The following is a 20,682-nucleotide window of genomic DNA, read 5'->3' on the forward strand; positions in this document are numbered from 1 at the left end:
CTACGTCAGGCGGTTCTGACGACTCAGGAGGGTTCCTATACCGCGCCCCTACTGGTTTATCGCGAGAGGGGCTGTGAGACGCGATGGGCGTCAGTCACAGCTAGTCGGGCAGGGGCGGTCGCCGGTAGACTGGCGATCGCAACCACGTACATAGCTGGACTGGTTGCCTCGCCCGTCGGATGTTGCAAGCATCCGACGGGCTTTTTCGTGCTGGCGGAGGTTAGGCCGCGTAGGTGTACGCGGGTGCCGCGCTCGCCGGCCGAAGCTCGACGACGTTGGAACCGTCACTCTTGTAAAGGGAAGGTCGTCGGTTCGATTCCGGCCAGGGGCACGAGTGGGTCGGACGGGTTTTCCGACCAGCGAAGGAGGATGGGCAGTTCTGCCCATCCTCCTTCGCCATTCACGGCGGGTAGGTTGGACGCCATGGGGAAATCATCCACCGTGCCGTCCCGCCTCATGCGCATCTCGAGCGAGGCATGGGACATGGCCACGGCAGCCGTGCGCGGCGGCGGGCATACGAGTCCCCGGCCGACGGCGGCGTCCTCGAGCGAGCGGGACGAGGCGTCCAGCATGCGGGCGAGGCCCCTGACCTCGCGCGGGTCCATCCCGATGATGCCTGTCATCCCGCACCGCCCTGGACCGCCCCGTCGGAACCGCAGCCCGCGCCACCTTGTGGGCCGGCCCGGACGCCGAGCAGTTCCGGCAGGGATGCCGACTTTCGGACTGGACTACTCCGCCCGGTCGGAGGACAGGACCATCGCGCTCTACCCCGAGGACATCGGCTGGACCAGTTGGACTGTCGACGTACTCCGCGACGAAGCCGCTGGTGAGGCCCGTGGCTGACCCGGTGATCGCCGTCACGGCTCTCTGCCTGCTCGATGACCGTGGACGCCTGCTGCTCGTCCGGAAGCGTGGCACCGAAGTGTTCATGCAGCCGGGTGGGAAGCCGGAGCCGGGCGAGACACCTGCCGAGACCGGTGTGCGCGAGCTGGTCGAGGAACTGGGTCTCGTCGTCGATGCCCCGGAGCTCACCCCGCTGGGTACCTGGGAAGGGCCGGCGGCCAACGAGCCGGACACCCTCCTCAGGGCCACGGTCTTTCTCTGCCCGCTCCGAGGCCTCCCGGTACCGGCCGCCGAGATCGAGGAGCTGGACTGGCTCGACGTCGGGGAGATGGAGGGTCGGCGCGATCTCGCTCCACTCCTGACCGAATTCGTCGTCCCCGAACTGCTGGCGCTGGCGCGGGAGCCGGACTAGGCCCCGGTGAGGGCTTCGGGTGCCTCGTCCACCGCGACGTTCTTCTGTACCGCGAACTGGGTCCGGTGCAGTTCTTCGTAGCGGCCGCCGAATTCCAGCAGTTCATCGTGCGTGCCCCGCTCCACGATCGAGCCGTTCTCCACGACCAGGATCATATCCGCGCTGCGGATGGTGGAGAGCCGGTGCGCGATTACCATGGCGGTGCGGCCCTCGAGCGCCTCGCTGAGCGCTGCCTGCACGGCGGCTTCCGATGTCGAGTCGAGGGCCGCCGTCGCCTCGTCGAGGATCACGACGCGCGGCTGCGCGAGCAGGAGCCGCGCGATCGTCATGCGCTGGCGTTCGCCGCCGGACAGCCGGTACCCGCGCTCGCCGACCATCGTGTCGAGCTGGTCGGGCAGCGACCTGACCAGGGGCTCGAGCCGCGCGCGCCGGACGGCGTCCCACACCTCCTCCTCGGTGGCCTCGGGCCTGGCCAGCCTGAGGTTGGACAGGATGGTCTCGTGGAACAGGTGGCCGTCCTGCGTCACCATTCCGAGCGTATGGCGCATCGAGGCGAAGGTGACGTCGCGGACGTCGATCCCGGACAGCCGGACCGCCCCGCTGTCGACGTCGTACAGGCGGGCGAGGAGCTGGGCGATGGTCGATTTCCCTGCGCCCGAGGTACCCACCAGGGCGACGGTCTGTCCGGGCTCGATCCGGAAGGACACGCCGTGGAGCACCTCCTCGCCACCCCGGGTGTCGAGCGTCGAGACCTCCTCGAGGGAGGCGAGGGACACCTTGTCCGCGGAGGGGTAGGCGAAGCGGACGTCGTCGAACTCCACGGCGACGGGCCCGGGCGGCACGCTGACGGCGTCGGGCTTCTCCTGGATGAGCGGCTCGAGATCCAGCACCTCGAACACGCGCTCGAAGCTGACGATCGCGCTCATGATCTCCACACGCGCGTTCGCGAGACTGGTCAGCGGCGCGTAGAGGCGCGTGAGCAGGAGCGCGAGGGTGACGACCTCGCCCGTGTCGAGCTGCCCGGCGAGCGCCAGGAAGCCGCCGAGTCCGTAGACCAGGGCCAGGGCCAGCGCGGAGACGAGCATGAGGGCCGTGAAGAACACGAACTGCAGCATCGCCGTCCTCACGCCGATGTCGCGGACGCGGGCGGCACGTACCCGGAACTCCTCCGCCTCGTCGTCTGGCCTGCCGAACAACTTAACCAGCGTGGCGCCGGGCGCGGAGAACCGCTCGGTCATCTGCGTGCTCATCGCGGAGTTGTGGTCGGCCGCCTCGCGCCGGAGGGCGGCCAGCCGGCTTCCCATCCGGCGGGCCGGGACCAGGAAGATGGGCAGCATGACGACGGCCAGTACGGTCACCAGCCACGACGTGCTCAGCATGACGATCAGCGTGAGGATGAGGGCCACCAGGTTGGTGACGACGCCGGAGAGCGTCCCGCTGAAGGCCTGCTGGGCACCGATGACATCGTTGTTCAGGCGGCTCACCAGGGCGCCGGTGCGGGTCCGGGTGAAGAAGGCGACCGGCATCTTCTGCACGTGGTTGAAGACGGCAGTGCGGAGGTCGAGGATGACGCCCTCGCCGATGCGCGCCGAGTACCAGCGCGTGACGAGCGACACCGCGGCATCCGCGACGGCCACCAGGGCGATGACGACGGCGAGCCACACGACCGTGCGCACCTCCCCGCGGGCGACGATGACGTCCACCAACTGCCCGGCGAGGACCGGTGTCGCCACAGCGAGGAAGGCCCCCACGACGGAGAGCAGGATGAAGAGCACCAGCTTGGACCGGTAGGGGACGGCGAAGGTGAGGATGCGGCGCACAGACTCCTTCGAGAAGCCGTGCTTGCCGTCCTTCGCCGTCGAGATCTTGTACAGCGAGCTCCAGGCCGCGCCTTCCATGCTCATAGCGATTCCTTCCGTGGATGCCAGTTCCAGCGTAGGTCGCCGGTTCCTGGACCCCTGCCGCAACACTTCGGAACAATAAGTGGATGCTCCGGTGTTGATCACAGTAGTGTTCGACTCCGGTCCCGGCTGGGTGGAGCGGTCCTACTGAGGGTTCAAGCTGTCCACAGCCCCTTCTATTTCCCCCACCTGCCGTGCCCGTCCAACCAGACCGAAGGAAATCCCATGAAGAACCGCCTGTCCATCCTCGGTGCCGCTGCAGCGCTCGCGCTCGCCGGCTGTGCTTCCTCCTCGACACCAGCGGGCGAAGGTGGAGCGGCGTCCGAGGCCGCGGCCCCGACCTCGCTCCAGGAGATCCAGGACGCCGGCGTGCTCACAGTGGGCACCGAGGGCACGTACAAGCCCTTCAGCTATCACGAGGGCGGTAGCGGCGAGCTGACCGGGTACGACGTCGAGGTCATCACGGCGGTCGCCGAGAAGATGGGCGTGGAGGCCGAGTTCGAGGAGACGCAGTGGGACGCGATCTTCGCGGGCCTCGAAGCGGGCCGCTTCGACGTCATCGCGAACCAGGTATCCATCACGGACGAGCGCAAGGAGACCTACGACTTCTCCGAGCCGTACACCGTCAGCTCGGGCGTGATCGTCACGACGGCGGACAACACCGACATCACCTCCTTCGAGGACCTCTCCGGCAAGACGACCGCGCAGTCACTGACCAGCAACTGGTACGAGCTGGCGCAGGAGGCCGGCGCCGACGTCGAACCGGTGGAGGGCTGGGCGCAGTCCATCACCCTCCTCGAGCAGGGTCGGGTGGACGCGACCATCAACGACGAGCTGACCTACCTCGACTACCAGAAGACCAACAACAACGAGGGCATCAAGGTCGCGGCCACCACCGACGAGACGTCGGAGAGCGCGGTCGCGGTCCGCAAGGGCAGCACCGAACTCGTGGACGCCATCAACGCCGCGCTGGACGAACTGCGCGCGGACGGTACCCTCGCCGCCATCTCCGAGAAGTACTTCGGCTCCGACGTCAGCGAGTGACTCCGGCGCTAGGGTGGATCGTGTCGGCCCCGACCAGGCGGGGCCCGCGACCCGGAGGGGCTGACTGATGGACTGGGAGCTGGTGCGCACCTCGTTCTGGCCCATGGTCCAGGGCAGCTTGATGGGGACGATCCCGCTCTCGCTCGCGTCCTTCGTGATCGGCCTCGCCCTCGCGCTCGTCGTCGCGCTCATGCGCATCAGCCGGCAGCCGGTGCTTGCCGGCATCGCGCGGTTCTACGTATCCGTCATCCGGGGCACGCCCCTGCTGGTGCAGCTGTTCGTCATCTTCTACGGACTGCCGTCGATCGGCTTGACCATCGACCCCTGGCCGAGCGCCATCATCGCGTTCTCGCTCAATGTGGGGGGCTATGCGGCCGAGATCCTGAGGGCGGCGATCCTGTCCGTGCCGAAGGGCCAGTGGGAGGCGTGCCATACCATCGGGATGTCCCGCGCGGTCACCCTGCGTCGGGTCATCCTGCCGCAGGCGGCGCGGGTGTCGGTACCGCCGCTGTCCAATACGTTCATCAGCCTCGTCAAGGACACCTCGCTCGCGTCGGTGATCCTGGTGACCGAGCTGTTCCGCGAGGCCCAGCAGATTGCCGCCTTCTCCCAGCAGTTCATGCTGGTGTACGTCGAGGCGGCTGCGATCTACTGGGTGATCTGCCTGGTCCTGTCCAGCGGCCAGTCCGCGCTCGAGAAGAGGTTGGACCGCTATGTTGCCCACTGATCCCCTGCGTCCGCCCGCCGCGGAAGGTCCGCTCCTGACCGTCACCGGCCTGCAGAAATCCTTCGGCAGCAACCAGGTCCTCAGGTCCATCGACCTGCACATCGACAGCGGCCAGGTCGTCGCCCTGGTGGGCCCGTCGGGTTCGGGCAAGACCACGGTGCTGCGGTGCCTCAACGGGCTGGAGACCCCCGACGGCGGAACCATCACCTTCCGCGGTGCCCCGCCGGTGGAATTCAGCGCGAAGGTCACAAAGAAGGAAGCGCTGTCGCTTCGGGACCACAGCGCCATGGTCTTCCAGAACTACAACCTCTTCCCTCACATGACGGTCCTCGAGAACGTCATCGAGGGTCCTGTCCAGGTGCAGAAGGTACCGCGGAAGGACGCCGTCGCCGATGCCGAGCGGCTGCTCGCGCGCGTCGGGCTCGCCGAGAAGCGGGACGATTACCCGTTCAACCTGTCCGGCGGGCAGCAGCAGCGCGTCGGCATCGTCCGCGCGCTGGCCCTGCAGCCCGATCTGCTCCTCTTCGACGAGCCGACGTCGGCCCTCGATCCCGAACTGGTGGGCGAGGTACTCACCGTCATCAAGGAGCTCGCCGACGAGAAGTGGACCATGGTGATCGTGACCCACGAGCTGGCCTTCGCCCGCGAGGTCGCCGACGAAGTGGTGTTCATGGACGGCGGGGTGGTGGTGGAGCACGGCCACCCGGACCAGGTGCTGCGATCTCCCCGGGAGGAGCGCACCCGGCGGTTCGTGCAACGCCTGCTCAACCCGTTCTGACCGACGACCCTGCCGTACGTCCCCGAGGGAGCGCCGCTCAGGCTGCGATCCGCTCCGGGTGCGAGTAGCAGTTCAGCGACGTCCCGCGGCTGAAGCCCACCAGCGTGAGCCCGGCGTCGTCGGCCAGGTCGGCTGCCAGCGACGACGGGGCGCTGACGGCGGCCAGCACGGGGATCCCCGCGAGCTGCGCCTTCTGCACGAGTTCGAAGGACGCCCGGCCCGACACCTGCAGGATGGTTCCACGCAGGGGCAGCATGCCCTCCCGCAACGCCCAGCCCACCACCTTGTCGACGGCATTGTGGCGTCCTACGTCCTCCCGCAGGCACAGCAGCTCCCCCTCGGCGGTGAAGAGGCCCGCGGCATGGACCCCGCCCGTGCGGTCGAACAGCTTCTGGCTCTCACGCAACCGGTCGGGCAGAGACGCCAGGACCCTGAGGTCGACGGACGCAGTATCGGTGCGGAGGTCGAAGCGCGACGACTTGCGGACGGCGTCGATCGACGCGGTTCCGCAGATGCCGCAGGAGCTCGACGTGTACACGTGGCGTTCCATCGCGGTGTCCGGGAGCTCGACGCCCGGGCGCAGCTGCGCTTCGACCACGTTGAAGGTCTGCTGGCCGTTCTCGTCCACGCCGGCGCAGTAGCGCAGGCTGGGAAGCTGTCCGGGCTCCCAGACCACACCCTCGGAGACGAGGAACCCTGCCACCAGGTCGAAGTCCTCGCCCGGCGTACGCATCGTGACGGTGAACGCGCTACCACCGAGCCGGATCTCCAGCGGTTCCTCCCCCGCCAGGACGTCCTCGCGCCGTCCCGTCTGCGCTCCGATGCGGAACTTCGTGATGCGTCGTCGCTGCGTGACCCGGTTCATCCGGCACTCCTTACCTCGGCCCTACCCTGAGGTTAGTTGACTTCGATCAACTTCTCGCGCCCTACTTCGGCACGGCCATCGGAGCTGGCGTCAGCGTGCCGTCCAGGGCAGTGCCAGGGCCGGAACGACGTCGCCCGGTGCGCACCCGGCCGGCGGCACCACCAGGACGCCGTCGGCGCTCGCCAGCCCCCGCAGCATCCCGGAACGCTGGTGCGTACTCGGGACAGCGCGGCCGGCTTCGAGCCGATAGGGCACGAGACGGCTGCGACCGGGGAGTGGCTCGAAGGCGTCCGCGATGCTGACCGTCGCCGGATCCTCCAGGGGTGAGCCCCGCAGTCCGGCGAGCAGGGGGCCCGCGACCGTGAGCATGGCCATCATCGCTGCCAGCGGATTGCCGGGCAGCCCCACCAGGAACCGCCCGTCGGGCAACCGCGCCAGGAGTGTCGGGTGCCCGGGCCGCATCGAGATGCCGTCGATGATCATCTCCGCACCGAGCTCGGTCAGGGCCCGCCGGATGTGATCTGCGGACGAACTGCCGGTTCCCCCTGTCGTGATCAGCACGTCGCCGGATGCCCTCGCGAGCGAGAACTCATCGGTCGGTTCCGCGCTGATGGCGGCGATGACGTCGTCGAGGTCGTCCTTCGCCCGACCGGCGACATCGACGTGCCCTCCCAGCATCGCGACGAACCCGGGGAGTTGCGGTCCGAAGGTGTCGCGGACCTGCCCGGGGAGCGGAAGTCCATGGTCGATGACCTCGTCGCCCGTCATGAGCAGCGACACCCTCGGCGCACGAAGGACCGTGAGGGTGTCATGCCCGCACACGGCGGCGAGGGCGATCTGTGCCGGGTTCAGCACGACGCCGGCCGGGATCGCCTCGGCTCCTTCAGCAGCTTCCTCCCCCGCAGGGCGCACATGCTCATGGTGTGCCGGCTCGTCCTGCCGCGCGGACTCGTTGCGTTCCAGGACGCTGCCGCGGACCGAGCCGTGCTCCGTCCGCAGGATGCCCGAAGCGTTCCGGGGAACGACACCTCCCGTGAGGATGAAGGTCGCCTCGCCGGGAGCGAGCGAGATCTCCCCCGAGTCGGCATGCGGCGCGGCCCTGCCCCGCGGATGCTCTTCCGGCTCGGCATGGCCGACGAGCGTCCACGGCGGCTCGCCGTTCACGGCCCAGCCATCCATGGCCGACGACGCATAGTGCGGGATGTCCTGCAACGCCCGTACCGGTTCGGCGAGCGTCTGACCCAGGGCATCGGCGAGGTTCACGGTCTGGAACGGAAGCGGTCGCCCGGCCTCGTGCGCGAGCCTGCGCGCGACGGACCAATCGACGTTGCGTGCGCCTGCAGTCTCGCTCATTCGGCGGTTCCCCCTGCCGCGGCCTCTGAGCACAACGCATCGGCTACAGCCATCGCGGACCGCATCGCGACCTGCTCGTCGGCCTGCCCGCTGCCCACGGCGAGCCCCGCCGCGTAGCCCGCGACGAAGGTGGTCAGGGGCGCTGCCGGGCGGACGACACCGTGCGCCGCCTTCCCCGCGAGGCCCAGGACGGCGTCGATATCGACGTTCGTGCCGTCGATCTCGAAGGCGGCGAGCAATGTCTCCGTCCAGTCCTGCAGTAGTCTCTGGCGATCGTCCACGGGCCCTCCGGGGGTGCTAGGGAACGTCGACTCCGAGCGCTCGTGCATCTGCCCAGGTGTCGACGTCGTGCGTTGTTCCCGGCGGAACCGGGACGGGTCTGGTCCTCACACTAGCAAGGAGGCTGCGCATCGAGAGGTTGTCGGCGGACCCGGTAGCGAGGATGAGATCGATTGCTCCGGCGAGGTCCTCGCTCCGGTAGAGCGCGGCGAGGGGCTGCTCGCGGCCGTCGTCGAATGCGACGAGCGACGTCGTGCCTCCACCCGTGGCCTCCTCGAGCAGGGCCTCGACCAGGCCGGCGATGCGGGGCATATCGCAGGCGACCACCGCGCACCAGGGCGCCCTCGGAACGGGTCCCGCCGCGAAGCCGGCCACGAGTGCGGCTGCCGGTCCGGCGAAGGCCGGCTCCTCGCGGACGAACGAAGGCTCTCCGGCCAGCGGTCCGGACGCATCGCCCTGTGGGCCCACGATCGTCAGGGACTCCGCCTGCCGCAGAGCCGTGCAGGTGCGCTCCAGCAGGGTGGCGCCGTCCAGCACGAGGCCTGCCTTCGGCACCCCGCCGAGGCGGGACGAACGACCGCCGGCCAGGACGACGGCGTCGAACCGTGGCTTCCGTACCGTCACGCAGCTCTCTCCGCGAGGAACTCGCTCCACTGCGGCGCCGGCTTCTCGAGCTCTCGGATCTGCCACTGTGGACCCCTCGGCGGAAGCGGGACGATCCTCAGCTTCCAGCCGAGGCTGCTGAGCGTCTTGTCCCCCTTCGCGTTGTTGCACTTCAGGCAGCACGCCACGAGGTTCTCCCACGTGTCCGCACCGCCCCTCGAACGCGGCATGACGTGGTCGATGGTCGAGGCGGTCTTCCCGCAATACGCGCAGAGGTGGTTGTCGCGACGGAGGACTCCTCGCCGCGTGGCTGTCACCTCGTGCCGGTAGGGGACCCTGACATACCTGTTCAGGAGGATCACCGAGGGCCGGCCGAGGACTTCGGTCGGGCCAACGACGGGATCGTCGTCCTCCGCGACCACACTCGCCTTCCCGGTGAGCACAAGCACCAGGGCCCGGCGGAACGTGACGACCGCCAGTGGTTCATACCCTGCATTCAGAACAAGAGTGCGCATGCGTTGGCCTCATTGCTGACCTGTTCCCCGCAACCGGTTGCCATCCCGGGGCGCGGGAGAAGAGCTTCGGATGTGACATTGCAAGGGTAAGCCGGAGACCCCCGGGGGGCTAATCAGCGCCACGCGGGCTTGACGTGCCGCTCACATCCGGTGCACGCACTCGATTACCTGCTTAAACGAGGAGGAACCGGCACAGTGTGCCGGTTCCTCCTCGAATCATCGTGGTGCTGGGTCAGCCACCGACGCGGATGTAGACGCCGCCCGATCCGAGCTCGGCCGGGGCGATCACCGTGGTGTTGCCGTTGAAGCCACCGTGCACGGCCTGCCCACCACCGATGTAGACCGCGATATGGGCAAGACCCATGCCGCCGTCCGCATAGTAGATGAGGTCGCCCGGGATGGCCTCGCCGGCGCTCACCGTACGGCCGAGGGAGAGGTAGCCCGCCGGCCAGCCGTGGAAGTTGATGCCGGCGGCAGCGAGGGAGTTGCTGACGAGGCGGGTGCAGTCCTGCATGACGCCGAGCTGGCCCTTGGCCGCTGCCGCGATGGTGGCAGCGACGCCGGAGGAAGCAACGGGGGCAGGAGCCGGGGTGGCGGCCGCAACTGCGACGCCGGCGGCAGCAACGGGAGCCGACTGGGCTGTGACCGCAGGGGCGGCGACGGCGGGAGCCTGGACGACGGCCGGGACCTCGACGACAGGCTCCTCGACGACAGGCTCCTCGACGACAGGAGCTTCCTCGAGCGGTGCCTGCTCGACGACGACGGGCTTCGCATTGACCTTGACCGGCGTCATGTTGAAGGAGACGGCGGTCTGGCTCGAGGCGACGACGACCGGCCGATCCGAACTGACGGTGACGTTCGAGGCCGATACCTCGCGCTGCGGCTGCAGGTCAGCCGCGTTGGCTGCGACACCGCTGGTCAGGACGAGGCCCGAGGCCGCGGCGATGACGGCGGCCTGGCGGCCCATCCCCCCGGCGTTGGTCGTGACGGACTGTGCGAGAGCGGAGAAGCCGGCAGCGCTCTGCGCTTCTCCTCGGTGGCGTGCGATCGTGACGCGTGAAGACATGGGGGGTTACTCCGAGTGTGGGGGGTGTTCTAGCGGACGCGGACGAAGCTGGCGCCGGGGAGGTCTGACAGGCTGTGCAGGCCGGTGTTCATACCGTTGAGGCCACCGCTGATGACCTGGCCGTTGCCGACGTAGATCGCTACGTGGCCGCCGGTGATCACGAGGTCGCCCACAGCGGGCGTTCCGACGACGTCGCCGAACTGGTAGAACTGTCCCGGCGCGAGGTCACCGACGGACTTGCCGACCGAGCGCAGCGCCTTCTCGACCATGGCGGTGCAGTCCTGCGCAACGCCGATCTGGGCGTAGGCGGAGGCGACCAGTCCGGCAGCGACGCCGGAGGACTGGACGGGAGCGGATGCGGCCTGCACGGCGACAGGTGCGGGAGCGGCTTGTGCGGCGACAGGTGCGGGAGCGGCTTGTGCGGCGACGGGGGCTGCGACCGGCGCGGCCGCTACCGGTGCGGCCTGGGGCAGTGCGACCGGGGCGGCGGCTTCGACGACGACGGGCTCGGCCTCGACGACGGGAGCTTCCACAACCGCCTCGGGAGCCGGCGTCACCTCGACGGCTACGCGGTCGAAGGACACCTTCGCGGTGGCCGGGACGCTGACCTCGGCGGCGACGACGCGGCTGACGGTCAGAGCGGTCGAGGACTGCACCTCACGCTCGGCCGTGGTGGCTCCATGGGCCGGGAGGCCTGCGGTGAGCACCAGGCCCGAAGCGGCGACGATGACGGCTGCCTGGCGGCCCACCGATCCGGCGTTCGACGCAACAGCGGTGGAAAGAGCAGTCAGGGGGCTGGTGGTCTGGGGCGCGCGGTGGCGGCCCAGCGAAGAGCTATTGGACACGTTGGATTACCTCTCCCAACGCCTGCGAGGTGAGCTGTCGGATTCGGATGGGAGTCACCCGGCCGCTGCGTAAACAGCGACTTAACCCCAAGGATTTCTGTGACGAAACCCAAAAATTGGTTCCCCCGCCTCTGCCATGCGATGGTGCGAACGGACCTCGGGCAATGGCAGAGCTAGGCGATTTGCACGAGGGTGCCGGATCTAGAGCGAATTTGGCACGAGATGAAGGCTACAACAGATACGCCGGTATGTCACGTTCAGATCACGGAACGGTATGTTATTGGTGACGACGGCGGTGGCTGAGCGTCAGGCGGCGACGGACACGAAGACGTGCGAGGCGACCTCGGGCGGCAGTTCGAGGGCGCCCTCCACTCCCGGCACGCGCACGGACACATACCCTCCCACGGACTCCAGGGTGAGGTGGGCTCCCGGACGCAACCCGCCCTCGTCGAGCTGCGTGAGCAGCTCGGGATCCACCTGGATCGGTTCGGCCAGCCGGATCAGTGTCACCTGCTTGTCCGGGGAGTACGTCCCCATCGCCGAGAGCAGGGTCACCACACCATCCGTGATCAGCTCCGACTGGACGCCGCCGATGGCCTCGAGGCCCGGGATCGGATTGCCGTAGGGGGATTCGGAGGGCTTGCCGAGCAGTTCGTACAACCTGCGCTCGACGCGCTCGCTCATGACGTGCTCCCAGCGGCAGGCCTCGTCGTGGACGTAGGCCCAATCGAGCCCGATGACATCGCTCAGCAGGCGCTCGGCGAGGCGGTGCTTCCTCATGACGCCTGTGGCACGATGACGGCCGAGCTCTGTGAGTTCGAGGTGTCGGTCGCCCGAGACGACGACGAGCCCGTCGCGTTCCATCCGGCCGATGGTCTGGGAGACCGTGGGGCCGGAATGACGCAATCGCTCCGCGATCCTCGCGCGGAGAGCTACGATGTTCTCCTCCTCGAGTTCAAGGATTGTCCGCAGGTACATCTCGGTGGTGTCGATGAGGTCCGTCATGCGGGTCAGCTCCTTGGTGCGGTGCGGGTGCTCGGCGGGAATGCCTCACGCCGATGAGGGGTTGCACGGCCGCCACAGCCTGTTCCGCCCCACGCCTCCCAAGGTTAACCCATGGCGGGAGAAGGCTGGCAAACGGATCGGCGACGTGGAGCGGCGCCGGTGATGATGCCCACGAAGGGTGTTAACAAATGGAGGGCATCTCTCCGCTGGGGCAGAATGAGGGCCACACCCTCAGTCGATCAGCTGGAGCACCCATGACCGAATCGCCCCGCATTCCCGACCACCTCCTGCCGTCGGACGGCCGCTTCGGAGCCGGTCCCTCGAAGGTCAGGAGCGGCCAGGTCGACGCCCTCGTCTCCGCAGGCCGGTCGCTGCTGGGGACCTCCCATCGCCAGGCGCCCGTGCGGAACCTGGTGGGCCGCGTGCGCGAAGGCCTCAGCTCCTTCTTCGGGGCTCCCGACGGCTACGAGGTAGTACTCGGGGTCGGCGGCTCGACGGCGTTCTGGGACATCGCGGCATTCGGCCTCGTGGACCGGAAGGCGCAGCACCTGTCCTTCGGTGAATTCGGCTCGAAGTTCGCATCGGCGACCGACAAGGCGCCGTTCCTCGAGAGCTCCAGCATCGTCACCTCCGAACCCGGAACGCGTCCGGACCCGGTCGCAGAGGCCGGGATCGATACTTACGCCTGGCCCCAGAACGAGACGTCCACCGGCGTCGCGGCGCCGGTGCGGAGGATCGAGGGCGCGGACGACGGAGCGCTCGTCCTCGTCGATGCGACGTCCGCCGCCGGAGGGCTCGACGTCGATGTCGCGCAGGCCGACGCCTACTACTTCGCCCCGCAGAAGAACTTCGCGTCCGACGGCGGTCTGTGGCTCGGCCTCTTCTCCCCCGCGGCGTTGGAGCGTGCCGCGAGGATCGCCGCCGGTGACCGGTGGATACCGGACTTCCTCAACCTGCAGACGGCCATCGACAACTCCCGCCTGAACCAGACCTACAACACGCCGTCGCTGTCCACGCTCGTCACGCTGGACGCGCAGGTCGCCTGGCTCAACGAACAGGGCGGTCTCCCGTTCGCTGCCGCCCGGACGGCGGACTCGGCGGGACGGCTGTATTCGTGGGCCGAATCCTCGCCCGTGGCAGCGCCGTACGTCACCCGGACCGAGGACCGCTCGAACGTCATCGTCACGATCGACTTCGACGGCGACGTCGATGCCGCGCGCATCGCCGCCGTCCTCCGCGCGAACGGGATCGTCGACGTCGAGCCCTACCGCAAGCTCGGTCGGAACCAGCTCCGCGTCGCCACGTTCGTGGCGATCGAGCCCGACGACGTCTCCGCGCTGATCGCCTGCATCGACTACACGGTCGAGAACCTGCTGTAGGCGGCACGCCGCTCAGGCGGGCTGCGGGAGCTTGGATCAGTCCCCCGCGCCGGCCTCGTGGTCGAGGCGGAGCCGCCGCGGCGCGGAACGGTCGTACCGCAGGCGGACCTCGTGGTAACGCCACGCCCAGAAGATGCCGGCCGCGGCAGCGATGAGCCCGGAGGCGGCAGCGACTCCGAGGCTCCACCGCGGACCGAACATGTCCGACACCCAGCCGACCACGGGCGCTCCGAGGGGCGTCCCGCCGAGGAAAATCGCGAAGTAGAGCGCCATGACGCGACCGCGCATCGCGGGGTCCGTCGTCGTCTGCACATACGCATTCGCGCTCGTCATGAGGGTCAGCGCGAACAGGCCGACCGGCACGAGGGCCACCCCGAACAGCCACAGGGTGGGAGCGAGGGCCGCCAGCACGCAGGCGATCCCGAACGCGGCCGACGCCCCGAAGATGAAGCGCAACCGGGGCCGTTCCCGCCGTGCGGACAGCAGGGCGCCCGCGACCGACCCCACAGCCATCACCGAGGACAGCACGCCGAAGACACCGGCGTCCTGCCCGAACTCGGTGCGCGCCATGGCGGCGATGAACACCGCGAAGTTCAGGCCGAAGGTACCGACGATGAAGATCGCGAGCATGACCACCATCAGGTCCGGACGCTGCCGAACGTACAGGAATCCGGCGCGGATCCGCCCCTTGCCCGGCGCTGACCGGGGCTGCTTGTTGAGTTCGGAGCTCCGCATGGCGAGCAGCACGTAGACCATCGCCCCGAACGTCACCGCATTGATCATGAACACCCAGCCGGGCCCCACGCCGGCCGTGAGCAGGCCGGCGACGGCCGGACCGACCAGGCGCGCGCCGTTGAAGGAGGCACTGTTGAGCGCCACGGCGTTGGGGAGGTATTCGTCCCGCACGAGCTCGGACACGAAGGCCTGCCGTGCCGGGGCGTCGAAAGCCGAGACGACGCCCAGCGCCAGGGCGAACGCATACACGTGCCACAGGGCGGCGACGTCGAGAATGACCATCAGGCCGAGGCCGACTCCCAGGAGCGCCATGGCCACCTGCGTGGTCGCGAGAAGCCGTCGTCGGTCGACCGTGTCGGCGATGAGGCCGGCCCAGGGCGCGATGACTAGCTGCGGACCGAGTTGGAGCGCCATCACGATCCCGAGGGCGGACGCATTCTGCTCCGTGAGGATGTCGTAGACCAGCCAGTCCTGCGCGGTCCGCTGCATCCAGGTGCCGATGTTCGAGATCAGGGCTCCGATGAACCACAACCTGTAGTTGTGGATACCGAGCGAGCGGAAGGTGCTCAACGCCCCCTTCTCCCGCTTCGGCGCCACTGGTCCGTCACTCGGCGTCGGGCTGCCCGTCGGACGTCCCGGCGTCCTGGAGATCGACTGTCGGATCACCGGCGCGCGCATCATCCGAGGAGGACCCGCCGGCGGTCCCGGGGGCGGGCGGGTTGCCGGCCTCGCCTGCACTGCCCGCAGGTGCCGGATCCGCAGGTATTGCCTCGTCCGGCTGCGAGTCCTCGGGGCGCACCCTTTCGGACCACGGCAGCCATTCGGGGGCCAGCAGGGAGGCCGACGACGGCAGCAGTCCGACCTCGCACACCGTCACGTCCTTGCTGCGCGCCACCCGGGCAACGGTCGAGAACCACTGCCATCCCCCGTATCCGGGCACGAAGGCCTCGAACCGGTGGGTCACCAGGCGCTCGCCCTCGACGGTGGCGGACACGTGCCGTCCTACCTGCGCTTCGGGCGCGATCTCGAGCACACCGAGGCGGGCGCGCTCGACGGCCGCTTCGAGGACGGCGTCCGACTTCGGGATGCGTCGTGACGCACGCGGTTTCCGTGGTGCCTCGACGGGCGCCCCGACCGCGGCCTCTGCCTCGCCCGCAGTCGCTCCGGTGTCGGTCGGAGCAGCGCCATCAGCGGTCTCCAGGTTGCTCGAGGTCATGGTGGAAGCCTACGCGTCGAGGTCGTCGGCGACTGCCCGCAGGACAGCCGCGACCTTCGACGCGTGCGCCTTCTCGGGGTAGCGCCCCTTGCGCAGGCCGTTGGACACTCCGTCGAGCAGCTTGATGAGGTCCTCGGTGATGACGGCCATGTCATCGGCACTCTTGCGAGTGGCCTTCACGACGGAGGGAGCCTGCTCGAGGATCCGCGCGGAGAGCGCCTGGAGCCCTCGTCGACCGTCTGCCACTCCGAATTCAAGCTTGGTGCCGACCTTCACCTCGCTGACGCCGGCAGGCAGGGCGGAGGCGTGCAGGAAGACTTCCTTGCCGTCGTCCGTGGACAGGAACCCGAAGCCCTTGTCCGCGTCGAACCACTTAACTTTGCCGATGGGCACGTCGTTTACCTCTTCTTAGCTGTACCGGGCGAAGTCGCCTGCGGTCGTGGCCCCGCGCGCATGGACCGTCCGGCGCCCTCGGGCACCGCCACCGCCGGGGAAGTCTGTGTCTCCTAGGATATAGCTTCTGCCGCCACTCCCCGGCCGTGGTTCTTGTAGTCTTGGACGGCTATGATTCCTGACGAACCAGCGCCGAGCCGCTCCCCCGACCAGCCCCTGCCGGAGGATGTCCGCGACAGCGGGGCGGAGGAATCGCAGCGCGGGCGGTTCGTGGTCATGATCCTCGCCGTGGCCTTCGCCGTCATCGGATTGCTGTCCCTGGCGGCCATCCTTCTAGCGGCCTTCCTGGGGGGATACGTGTGGCCGGGCTTCGTGCTTGCGACCTATCTCTGCCTGCCGATCGCCTTCCTGCTGATGACCTCGCTCGTCCTCTGGTACGTCGTCACCCGTCGGAGATCCTGACTCCGGGGGCAACCGTGACGACGTAGCCGGCGCGATCTCCGACCGAACCTTCGGCGGCACGTTGGGCGGGTCGAACGACCTGAAGTGTGTCGGAGGCGCCGGGTAACCTTGAGGTGATGTCCGCAATCCGAGCACTGGCCGATGAGCTGGCCCGCCGGAGCGATGACGAGCTACGCAGGCTCCTGGCCGTGCGACCCGATCTCATCCTTCCCCCGGTGCCCGATTTCGCCGCGCTCGCGGCACGCGCATCCACCCGTGCCAGCCTGCAGCGGGCCCTCGACAACCTCACGCGGCCGCAGCTCCAGGTCCTCGAGGCGATCGTGGTACTCAGCGAGGACGACGGCGGCACCATCGCCTACGAGCGCCTGCTGTCGGCCTTCGCCACGGCAGACCGTCCCGGCCTCGATGCCATCGTCGCCGAGCTCGGACACCGGGCCCTCGTCATCGGTTCCGTTCCGCAGGAGCTTCTGCCCGTCGGAGCCCTGGCCGACGCGCTGGGGCCCTATCCCGCCGGTTTGGGACGGCCCTTCCGGACGCTCGCACGCTCGATCCCGCGCTTCGGTCCGGCACTCGTGGACGCGGTGCGGCTCGTGGTGGACGGCATCGATACCGAGGCCATGAACTCGGCCTCCGCGGCCCAGGCGCTGGACAGGGCCGTGACGGATCCCCTGACCTGGAGCCGCGTCATGACCGAGGCTCCCGAGGGAGCCGCCATGCTCCTCTCCCGCTTACGCGATGCGCCGGTCGGGTCGACGTCGACGGGCGGAGACGGCGGCGTCTCGCCCGCCGTGCGCTGGCTGCTGGAACGGTGCCTGCTTGCGCCGCTGGACGCGCTGCACGTCGAACTGCCGCGGGGCGTGGGGATGGCGCTGCGCGGGCACGCGGTCCACACCGCACTGGAGACCGTGCCGCCGGTAGCCGTCGGGCGCACCGTCCGTGCGCGCGTGAGGGACAACGCGGCGTTCGGGGCGATCGCGGAAACACTCCGGCTGATGACCGCGCTCCTCGGTTCGGCCGCCGGCACCCCGGTAGCGACGCTCCGTTCGGGAGGAGTGGGCGTCCGTGAACTGCGTCGTCTCCGCGAGGTCCTGCGCACTACCGACGCGGAAGCCGCATGGCTGCTGGAACTCGCCGCCGCCGTCGGGCTCCTGAACCTCGATCCCGACGATTCACGCTGGAAGGCCTCGCGACTCGACGCCTGGGAGGCGCTCGACCGTGAAGCGCAGTGGCTGCTCCTCGTCGAGGGATGGCTCTCGGTCGACCGGGCACCGGCGCTGGTCGGCTCCAGGATGCCGGACGGCACCGCCGTCAACGCCCTTGCCGCCGAGGCCTCGCGCCCTGACGCCCCGATGGTGCGCCAGAGGCTCCTTGCAGCCGCCCTGGAACTGTCCGGCACGGCTGGCACCAGCCACAATCCGGCCGGCCGGCCGGGCGGCGCCCGCACGGGACCAGGTGACGACGGCGAGGCAGGGGATGTGCCGGTCCTCACCGACGAGCCGGTCATCGCCCTCGCCACCTGGCATCAGCCGCGCCTGCACCGGCGCTTCGCCCGGCTGCTGCCCGGGATGCTCGTCGAGGCCGCACTCCTCGGGCTGACCGGAGGTGGCGCGCTGACGCTCGCGGGCCGACTGGTCGCCGAGGGGCGGTTCGAGGATGCGTCACGCGCCGTCGGGGAGGCCCTACCCGCCCCGGTGGCGCACGTCGTCCTCCAGGCGGACCTCACCGCCGTCGCACCCGGGTACCTGCAGCCCGAGGTGGCGCGCGGGCTGCTGCGGCTGTCCACGCCGGAGGGACAGGGCCCGGCGACGACCTACCGGTTCTCCGCGGAGTCCATCCGGTCCGCGTTGGACCTCGGCGAGGATGCGCCGTCGATCCTCGAGTTCCTGCGGACCCACTCGGCGACCGAGATCCCGCAGGCACTCTCCTACCTCGTGGAGGACACCGCGTCCCGGTACGGCAGCCTGCGGGTGGGCCGAGCGGGCAGCTATCTCCACACGGAGGACGACGCCGTCATCGCGACGGTCATGGCGGACCCCCGTGCGGCCTCGCTCGGGGTCAACCGGATCGCGCCGACGGTCCTGGTGGCGCCGGCCTCCCCCCAGGAACTGGCCGCGCTCCTCAGGAGCCTCGGTTTCTCGCCCGCGTCTGACGCCGTCGCGGGGATCGGAGCGGTCACGGAGCGGAGCGAGCCCGTTCCCGCCGCGCGGGTCCCCCCGGAGCAGCTCCGGTCGCGGCTGAATCCGTGGTCGGTCGCGGAGGAGGAGATCTCGGCGCAGCTTACTGCCCTACGCTCGGCGCGCGCCGGCTCCCCGGACGCGGCCGCCGCTTCGGACAGCGAGACGCTCGTCAGCCTGGAAACTCTGCGCTCGGCGATCAGGTCGCGCAGCCGCATCCGCCTCGGAACCGCGGACAGCGAAGGGAATCATGTGCGGCAGGTGCTTGTTCCACTCTCGGTGTCGGGAGGCCGCCTGCGCGTCTTCGACCCCGAGAAGCAGGTAGAGAAGGTCGTGTCCGTCCACCGCGTCATGGACGTGGAAATCCTCGAAGGGAGTCCCTCAGATGGTTGACGGGCCGCTGATCGTCCAGAGCGACAAGACCATCCTGCTGGAAGTGGACCACGAGCAGGCCACGGAGGCGCGGCATGCGATCGCCGCTTTCGCCGAGCTCGAGCGCGCTCCCGAGCACGTGCACAGCTACCGGCTCACGCCGCTCGGTCTGTGGAATGCGCGCGCCGCGGGGCTCGACGCCGAGCGTGTGCTGGACACGCTCCTGAAGTACTCCCGTTTTCCCGTGCCGCACGCGCTCCTGATCGACATCGAGGACACGATGTCGCGCTACGGCCGGCTGCGGTTGGAGAAGGACCCGCAGCACGGACTCGTGCTGCGCACCTCCGACTATCCGGTGCTCGAGGAGGTGCTGCACGCCAAGAAGATCCAGCCCTTGCTGGGACCGAGGATCGACGGCGAGACCGTCGTCGTCCACTCCTCCCAGCGCGGGCAGCTCAAGCAGCTGCTGCTCAAGCTCGGGTGGCCCGCCGAGGACTTCGCCGGTTACGTCGACGGGACGCCGCATCCGATCGTGCTCGACGAGGACGGCTGGACCCTGCGCCCCTACCAGCAGCTCGCAGTCGAGAACTTCTGGTCCGGCGGATCCGGCGTCGTGGTCCTGCCCTGCGGAGCGGGGAAGACCCTGGTAGGGGCGGCCGCCATGGCGACGAGCCAGACCACGACGCTCATCCTCGTCACGAACACGGTGTCGGCACGGCAGTGGAAGGACGAGCTGCTCAAGCGAACGTCGTTGACCGAGGAGGAGATCGGCGAGTACTCGGGCGCGGTCAAGGAAGTCCGGCCCGTGACGATCGCGACGTACCAGGTGCTCACGACCAAGCGCGGCGGGCTGTACCCCCACCTCGAGCTGCTCGACGCGAACGACTGGGGCCTCATCGTGTACGACGAGGTCCACCTCCTTCCCGCTCCGATCTTCAAGATGACGGCGGACCTCCAGGCCAGGCGCCGGCTCGGGCTGACGGCGACCCTCGTCCGGGAGGACGGCAGGGAGGGCGAGGTGTTCTCCCTGATCGGGCCGAAGCGGTACGACGCCCCCTGGAAGGACATCGAGGCCCAGGGCTACATCGCGCCCGCTGACTGCGTCGAGGTGAGGGTGGACCTTCCGCGTGACGAGCGCGTCGCCTACGCGATGGCTGATGACGCCGACAAGTACCGCCTGTGCGCCACGTCGGACACGAAGTCGGACGTGGTGGAGAAGCTCGTCGCAGCACACGAGGGTGAACAGCTCCTGGTCATCGGCCAGTACATCGACCAGCTCGACGACCTCGCGGCCCGGCTCGGAGCCCCCGTCATCAAGGGGGACACGTCGGTGAAGGAACGGCAAAGGCTTTTCGCAGCCTTCCGGGCGGGTGAGATCCATGTGCTGGTGGTGTCCAAGGTCGCGAACTTCTCGATCGATCTGCCGGAGGCGTCAGTGGCGATCCAGGTATCCGGGTCCTTCGGGTCGCGGCAGGAAGAGGCGCAGCGCCTGGGACGGCTGCTCCGGCCCAAGACGGACGGCCGTGCCGCCCGTTTCTACACCGTCGTCGCACGGGACACGCTGGACCAGGACTTCGCTGCGAAACGGCAGCGTTTCCTGGCCGAGCAGGGCTACGCCTACCGCATCCTTGATGCGTCGGCCATCGGTGACCAGGAAGCCAGGGACTGACAAGGGGCTTACAGCAGGCGTACAGCGAATTCACAGCCACCGTGCG

22 protein-coding genes, 1 tRNA gene and 1 riboswitch are annotated in these 20,682 nt (G+C 69.0%); of the genes, 10 read left to right on the forward strand and 13 right to left on the reverse strand.

Annotated elements, in window-relative coordinates:
• Positions 1–224 precede the first annotated feature (224 nt).
• Positions 225–331 (forward strand) — tRNA-Thr (locus CXQ96_RS18365).
• On the opposite strand, the gene CXQ96_RS05270 is transcribed toward CXQ96_RS18365, so the two are convergent.
• Positions 285–623, reverse strand: coding sequence for a hypothetical protein (locus tag CXQ96_RS05270; protein WP_104116980.1), 339 nt, complete (start codon positions 621–623; stop codon positions 285–287). The two genes, CXQ96_RS18365 and CXQ96_RS05270, sit on opposite strands and share 47 nt — an antisense overlap.
• An 85-nt stretch (positions 624–708) precedes the next feature.
• Here CXQ96_RS05270 and CXQ96_RS18790 point away from each other — a divergent pair, with 85 nt between their 5' ends.
• Together CXQ96_RS18790 and CXQ96_RS05275 are read left to right on the forward strand one after the other, a co-directional pair.
• Complete coding sequence (locus CXQ96_RS18790) at positions 709–843, forward strand: hypothetical protein (RefSeq protein WP_258058880.1); 135 nt, start codon at positions 709–711, stop codon at positions 841–843.
• Positions 836–1,255 (forward strand): NUDIX domain-containing protein, encoded by a 420-nt coding sequence (locus CXQ96_RS05275; protein ID WP_219816092.1) that lies wholly within the window; start codon positions 836–838, stop codon positions 1,253–1,255. Before CXQ96_RS18790 ends, CXQ96_RS05275 begins: the two co-directional genes overlap by 8 nt.
• Here CXQ96_RS05275 and CXQ96_RS05280 read toward each other — a convergent pair.
• On the reverse strand, positions 1,252–3,159 hold the full coding sequence (locus tag CXQ96_RS05280; RefSeq protein ID WP_104116981.1) for an ABC transporter ATP-binding protein: 1,908 nt from the start codon (positions 3,157–3,159) through the stop codon (positions 1,252–1,254). The two genes, CXQ96_RS05275 and CXQ96_RS05280, sit on opposite strands and share 4 nt — an antisense overlap.
• A 222-nt stretch (positions 3,160–3,381) precedes the next feature.
• On the opposite strand from CXQ96_RS05280, the gene CXQ96_RS05285 reads away from it, so the two are divergent.
• The 3 genes from CXQ96_RS05285 (at position 3,382) to CXQ96_RS05295 (ending at position 5,705) form a co-directional block, all read left to right on the forward strand.
• Positions 3,382–4,200 carry an amino acid ABC transporter substrate-binding protein gene (locus CXQ96_RS05285; RefSeq protein ID WP_104116982.1) on the forward strand — a complete coding sequence of 273 codons (819 nt, stop codon included), beginning with the start codon at positions 3,382–3,384 and terminating at the stop codon, positions 4,198–4,200.
• Between the two features lie 67 nt (positions 4,201–4,267).
• Positions 4,268–4,927 (forward strand): amino acid ABC transporter permease, encoded by a 660-nt coding sequence (locus CXQ96_RS05290; protein WP_104116983.1) that lies wholly within the window; start codon positions 4,268–4,270, stop codon positions 4,925–4,927.
• Positions 4,914–5,705, forward strand: a complete 792-nt coding sequence (locus CXQ96_RS05295) for an amino acid ABC transporter ATP-binding protein (RefSeq protein WP_104116984.1) — start codon at positions 4,914–4,916, stop codon at positions 5,703–5,705. Before CXQ96_RS05290 ends, CXQ96_RS05295 begins: the two co-directional genes overlap by 14 nt.
• A 37-nt stretch (positions 5,706–5,742) precedes the next feature.
• Here CXQ96_RS05295 and fdhD read toward each other — a convergent pair whose 3' ends face one another.
• The 8 genes from fdhD to CXQ96_RS05335 form a co-directional block, all read right to left on the reverse strand.
• Positions 5,743–6,570: a formate dehydrogenase accessory sulfurtransferase FdhD gene (gene fdhD / locus CXQ96_RS05300; protein WP_104116985.1), complete on the reverse strand. Its 828-nt coding sequence runs from the start codon at positions 6,568–6,570 to the stop codon at positions 5,743–5,745.
• A gap of 90 nt (positions 6,571–6,660) precedes the next feature.
• Complete coding sequence (locus CXQ96_RS05305) at positions 6,661–7,923, reverse strand: molybdopterin molybdotransferase MoeA (protein WP_104116986.1); 1,263 nt, start codon at positions 7,921–7,923, stop codon at positions 6,661–6,663.
• The gene (locus CXQ96_RS05310) at positions 7,920–8,204 is read right to left on the reverse strand and encodes a DUF6457 domain-containing protein (protein ID WP_104116987.1); all 285 of its coding nucleotides are present in this window, start codon (positions 8,202–8,204) and stop codon (positions 7,920–7,922) included. The genes CXQ96_RS05305 and CXQ96_RS05310 overlap by 4 nt, the downstream gene beginning before the upstream one ends.
• A 16-nt stretch (positions 8,205–8,220) precedes the next feature.
• Positions 8,221–8,826, reverse strand: coding sequence for a molybdenum cofactor guanylyltransferase (locus CXQ96_RS05315; protein WP_104116988.1), 606 nt, complete (start codon positions 8,824–8,826; stop codon positions 8,221–8,223).
• Positions 8,823–9,320 carry an HNH endonuclease gene (locus tag CXQ96_RS05320; RefSeq protein ID WP_104116989.1) on the reverse strand — a complete coding sequence of 166 codons (498 nt, stop codon included), beginning with the start codon at positions 9,318–9,320 and terminating at the stop codon, positions 8,823–8,825. Before CXQ96_RS05320 ends, CXQ96_RS05315 begins: the two co-directional genes overlap by 4 nt.
• A gap of 232 nt (positions 9,321–9,552) precedes the next feature.
• Positions 9,553–10,386: an NlpC/P60 family protein gene (locus CXQ96_RS05325; RefSeq protein WP_104116990.1), complete on the reverse strand. Its 834-nt coding sequence runs from the start codon at positions 10,384–10,386 to the stop codon at positions 9,553–9,555.
• 29 nt (positions 10,387–10,415) lie between these two features.
• On the reverse strand, positions 10,416–11,231 hold the full coding sequence (locus tag CXQ96_RS05330; protein ID WP_104116991.1) for an NlpC/P60 family protein: 816 nt from the start codon (positions 11,229–11,231) through the stop codon (positions 10,416–10,418).
• 5 nt (positions 11,232–11,236) lie between these two features.
• Positions 11,237–11,421, reverse strand: a riboswitch (cyclic di-AMP (ydaO/yuaA leader).
• A gap of 116 nt (positions 11,422–11,537) precedes the next feature.
• Complete coding sequence (locus CXQ96_RS05335; RefSeq protein ID WP_104116992.1) at positions 11,538–12,236, reverse strand: metal-dependent transcriptional regulator; 699 nt, start codon at positions 12,234–12,236, stop codon at positions 11,538–11,540.
• Positions 12,237–12,490: 254 nt separating this feature from the next.
• Here CXQ96_RS05335 and serC point away from each other — a divergent pair, with 254 nt between their 5' ends.
• Entirely contained in the window at positions 12,491–13,615 is a 1,125-nt protein-coding gene (gene serC / locus CXQ96_RS05340) for a phosphoserine transaminase (RefSeq protein ID WP_104116993.1), read from the forward strand.
• A 36-nt stretch (positions 13,616–13,651) separates the two neighbouring features.
• Here the strand turns inward: serC and CXQ96_RS05345 are convergent, their stop codons facing one another.
• Genes CXQ96_RS05345 through CXQ96_RS05355 form a run of 3 tightly spaced genes read right to left on the reverse strand, consistent with a single transcriptional unit; the run spans position 13,652 to position 15,959 of the window.
• On the reverse strand, positions 13,652–14,920 hold the full coding sequence (locus CXQ96_RS05345) for an MFS transporter (RefSeq protein ID WP_104117051.1): 1,269 nt from the start codon (positions 14,918–14,920) through the stop codon (positions 13,652–13,654).
• Positions 14,921–14,954: 34 nt separating this feature from the next.
• Positions 14,955–15,566, reverse strand: a complete 612-nt coding sequence (locus CXQ96_RS05350) for a DUF3027 domain-containing protein (RefSeq protein WP_104116994.1) — start codon at positions 15,564–15,566, stop codon at positions 14,955–14,957.
• Positions 15,567–15,575: 9 nt separating this feature from the next.
• Entirely contained in the window at positions 15,576–15,959 is a 384-nt protein-coding gene (locus CXQ96_RS05355) for a cold-shock protein (RefSeq protein ID WP_104116995.1), read from the reverse strand.
• A gap of 171 nt (positions 15,960–16,130) precedes the next feature.
• Here CXQ96_RS05355 and CXQ96_RS05360 point away from each other — a divergent pair, with 171 nt between their 5' ends.
• From CXQ96_RS05360 to CXQ96_RS05370, 3 genes are all read left to right on the forward strand, one after another.
• The gene (locus CXQ96_RS05360) at positions 16,131–16,421 is read left to right on the forward strand and encodes a hypothetical protein (protein WP_104116996.1); all 291 of its coding nucleotides are present in this window, start codon (positions 16,131–16,133) and stop codon (positions 16,419–16,421) included.
• 116 nt (positions 16,422–16,537) lie between these two features.
• Positions 16,538–18,988: a helicase-associated domain-containing protein gene (locus CXQ96_RS05365; RefSeq protein WP_104116997.1), complete on the forward strand. Its 2,451-nt coding sequence runs from the start codon at positions 16,538–16,540 to the stop codon at positions 18,986–18,988.
• Positions 18,981–20,636 (forward strand): DNA repair helicase XPB, encoded by a 1,656-nt coding sequence (locus tag CXQ96_RS05370; RefSeq protein ID WP_104116998.1) that lies wholly within the window; start codon positions 18,981–18,983, stop codon positions 20,634–20,636. Before CXQ96_RS05365 ends, CXQ96_RS05370 begins: the two co-directional genes overlap by 8 nt.
• The last annotated feature ends 46 nt before the right edge of the window (positions 20,637–20,682 follow it).

The sequence above is a fragment of the Arthrobacter sp. B1805 genome (assembly GCF_002929745.1).
In the GTDB taxonomy this organism is placed as follows: Bacteria; Actinomycetota; Actinomycetes; order Actinomycetales; family Micrococcaceae; genus Arthrobacter_D.

Excerpts from the sequence above, each read along its gene's own strand:
- CXQ96_RS05270 (WP_104116980.1), bottom strand. The coding sequence starts at position 623 with ATGACAGGCATCATCGGGATGGACCCGCGCGAGGTCAGGGGCCTCGCC.
- CXQ96_RS18790 (WP_258058880.1), top strand. The coding sequence starts at position 709 with ATGCCGACTTTCGGACTGGACTACTCCGCCCGGTCGGAGGACAGGACC.
- CXQ96_RS05280 (WP_104116981.1), bottom strand. The coding sequence starts at position 3,159 with ATGAGCATGGAAGGCGCGGCCTGGAGCTCGCTGTACAAGATCTCGACG.
- CXQ96_RS05285 (WP_104116982.1), top strand. The coding sequence starts at position 3,382 with ATGAAGAACCGCCTGTCCATCCTCGGTGCCGCTGCAGCGCTCGCGCTC.
- CXQ96_RS05290 (WP_104116983.1), top strand. The coding sequence starts at position 4,268 with ATGGACTGGGAGCTGGTGCGCACCTCGTTCTGGCCCATGGTCCAGGGC.
- CXQ96_RS05295 (WP_104116984.1), top strand. The coding sequence starts at position 4,914 with ATGTTGCCCACTGATCCCCTGCGTCCGCCCGCCGCGGAAGGTCCGCTC.
- fdhD (WP_104116985.1), bottom strand. The coding sequence starts at position 6,570 with ATGAACCGGGTCACGCAGCGACGACGCATCACGAAGTTCCGCATCGGA.
- CXQ96_RS05305 (WP_104116986.1), bottom strand. The coding sequence starts at position 7,923 with ATGAGCGAGACTGCAGGCGCACGCAACGTCGATTGGTCCGTCGCGCGC.
- CXQ96_RS05320 (WP_104116989.1), bottom strand. The coding sequence starts at position 9,320 with ATGCGCACTCTTGTTCTGAATGCAGGGTATGAACCACTGGCGGTCGTC.
- CXQ96_RS05325 (WP_104116990.1), bottom strand. The coding sequence starts at position 10,386 with ATGTCTTCACGCGTCACGATCGCACGCCACCGAGGAGAAGCGCAGAGC.
- CXQ96_RS05335 (WP_104116992.1), bottom strand. The coding sequence starts at position 12,236 with ATGACGGACCTCATCGACACCACCGAGATGTACCTGCGGACAATCCTT.
- serC (WP_104116993.1), top strand. The coding sequence starts at position 12,491 with ATGACCGAATCGCCCCGCATTCCCGACCACCTCCTGCCGTCGGACGGC.
- CXQ96_RS05350 (WP_104116994.1), bottom strand. The coding sequence starts at position 15,566 with ATGACCTCGAGCAACCTGGAGACCGCTGATGGCGCTGCTCCGACCGAC.
- CXQ96_RS05360 (WP_104116996.1), top strand. The coding sequence starts at position 16,131 with ATGATTCCTGACGAACCAGCGCCGAGCCGCTCCCCCGACCAGCCCCTG.
- CXQ96_RS05365 (WP_104116997.1), top strand. The coding sequence starts at position 16,538 with ATGTCCGCAATCCGAGCACTGGCCGATGAGCTGGCCCGCCGGAGCGAT.
- CXQ96_RS05370 (WP_104116998.1), top strand. The coding sequence starts at position 18,981 with ATGGTTGACGGGCCGCTGATCGTCCAGAGCGACAAGACCATCCTGCTG.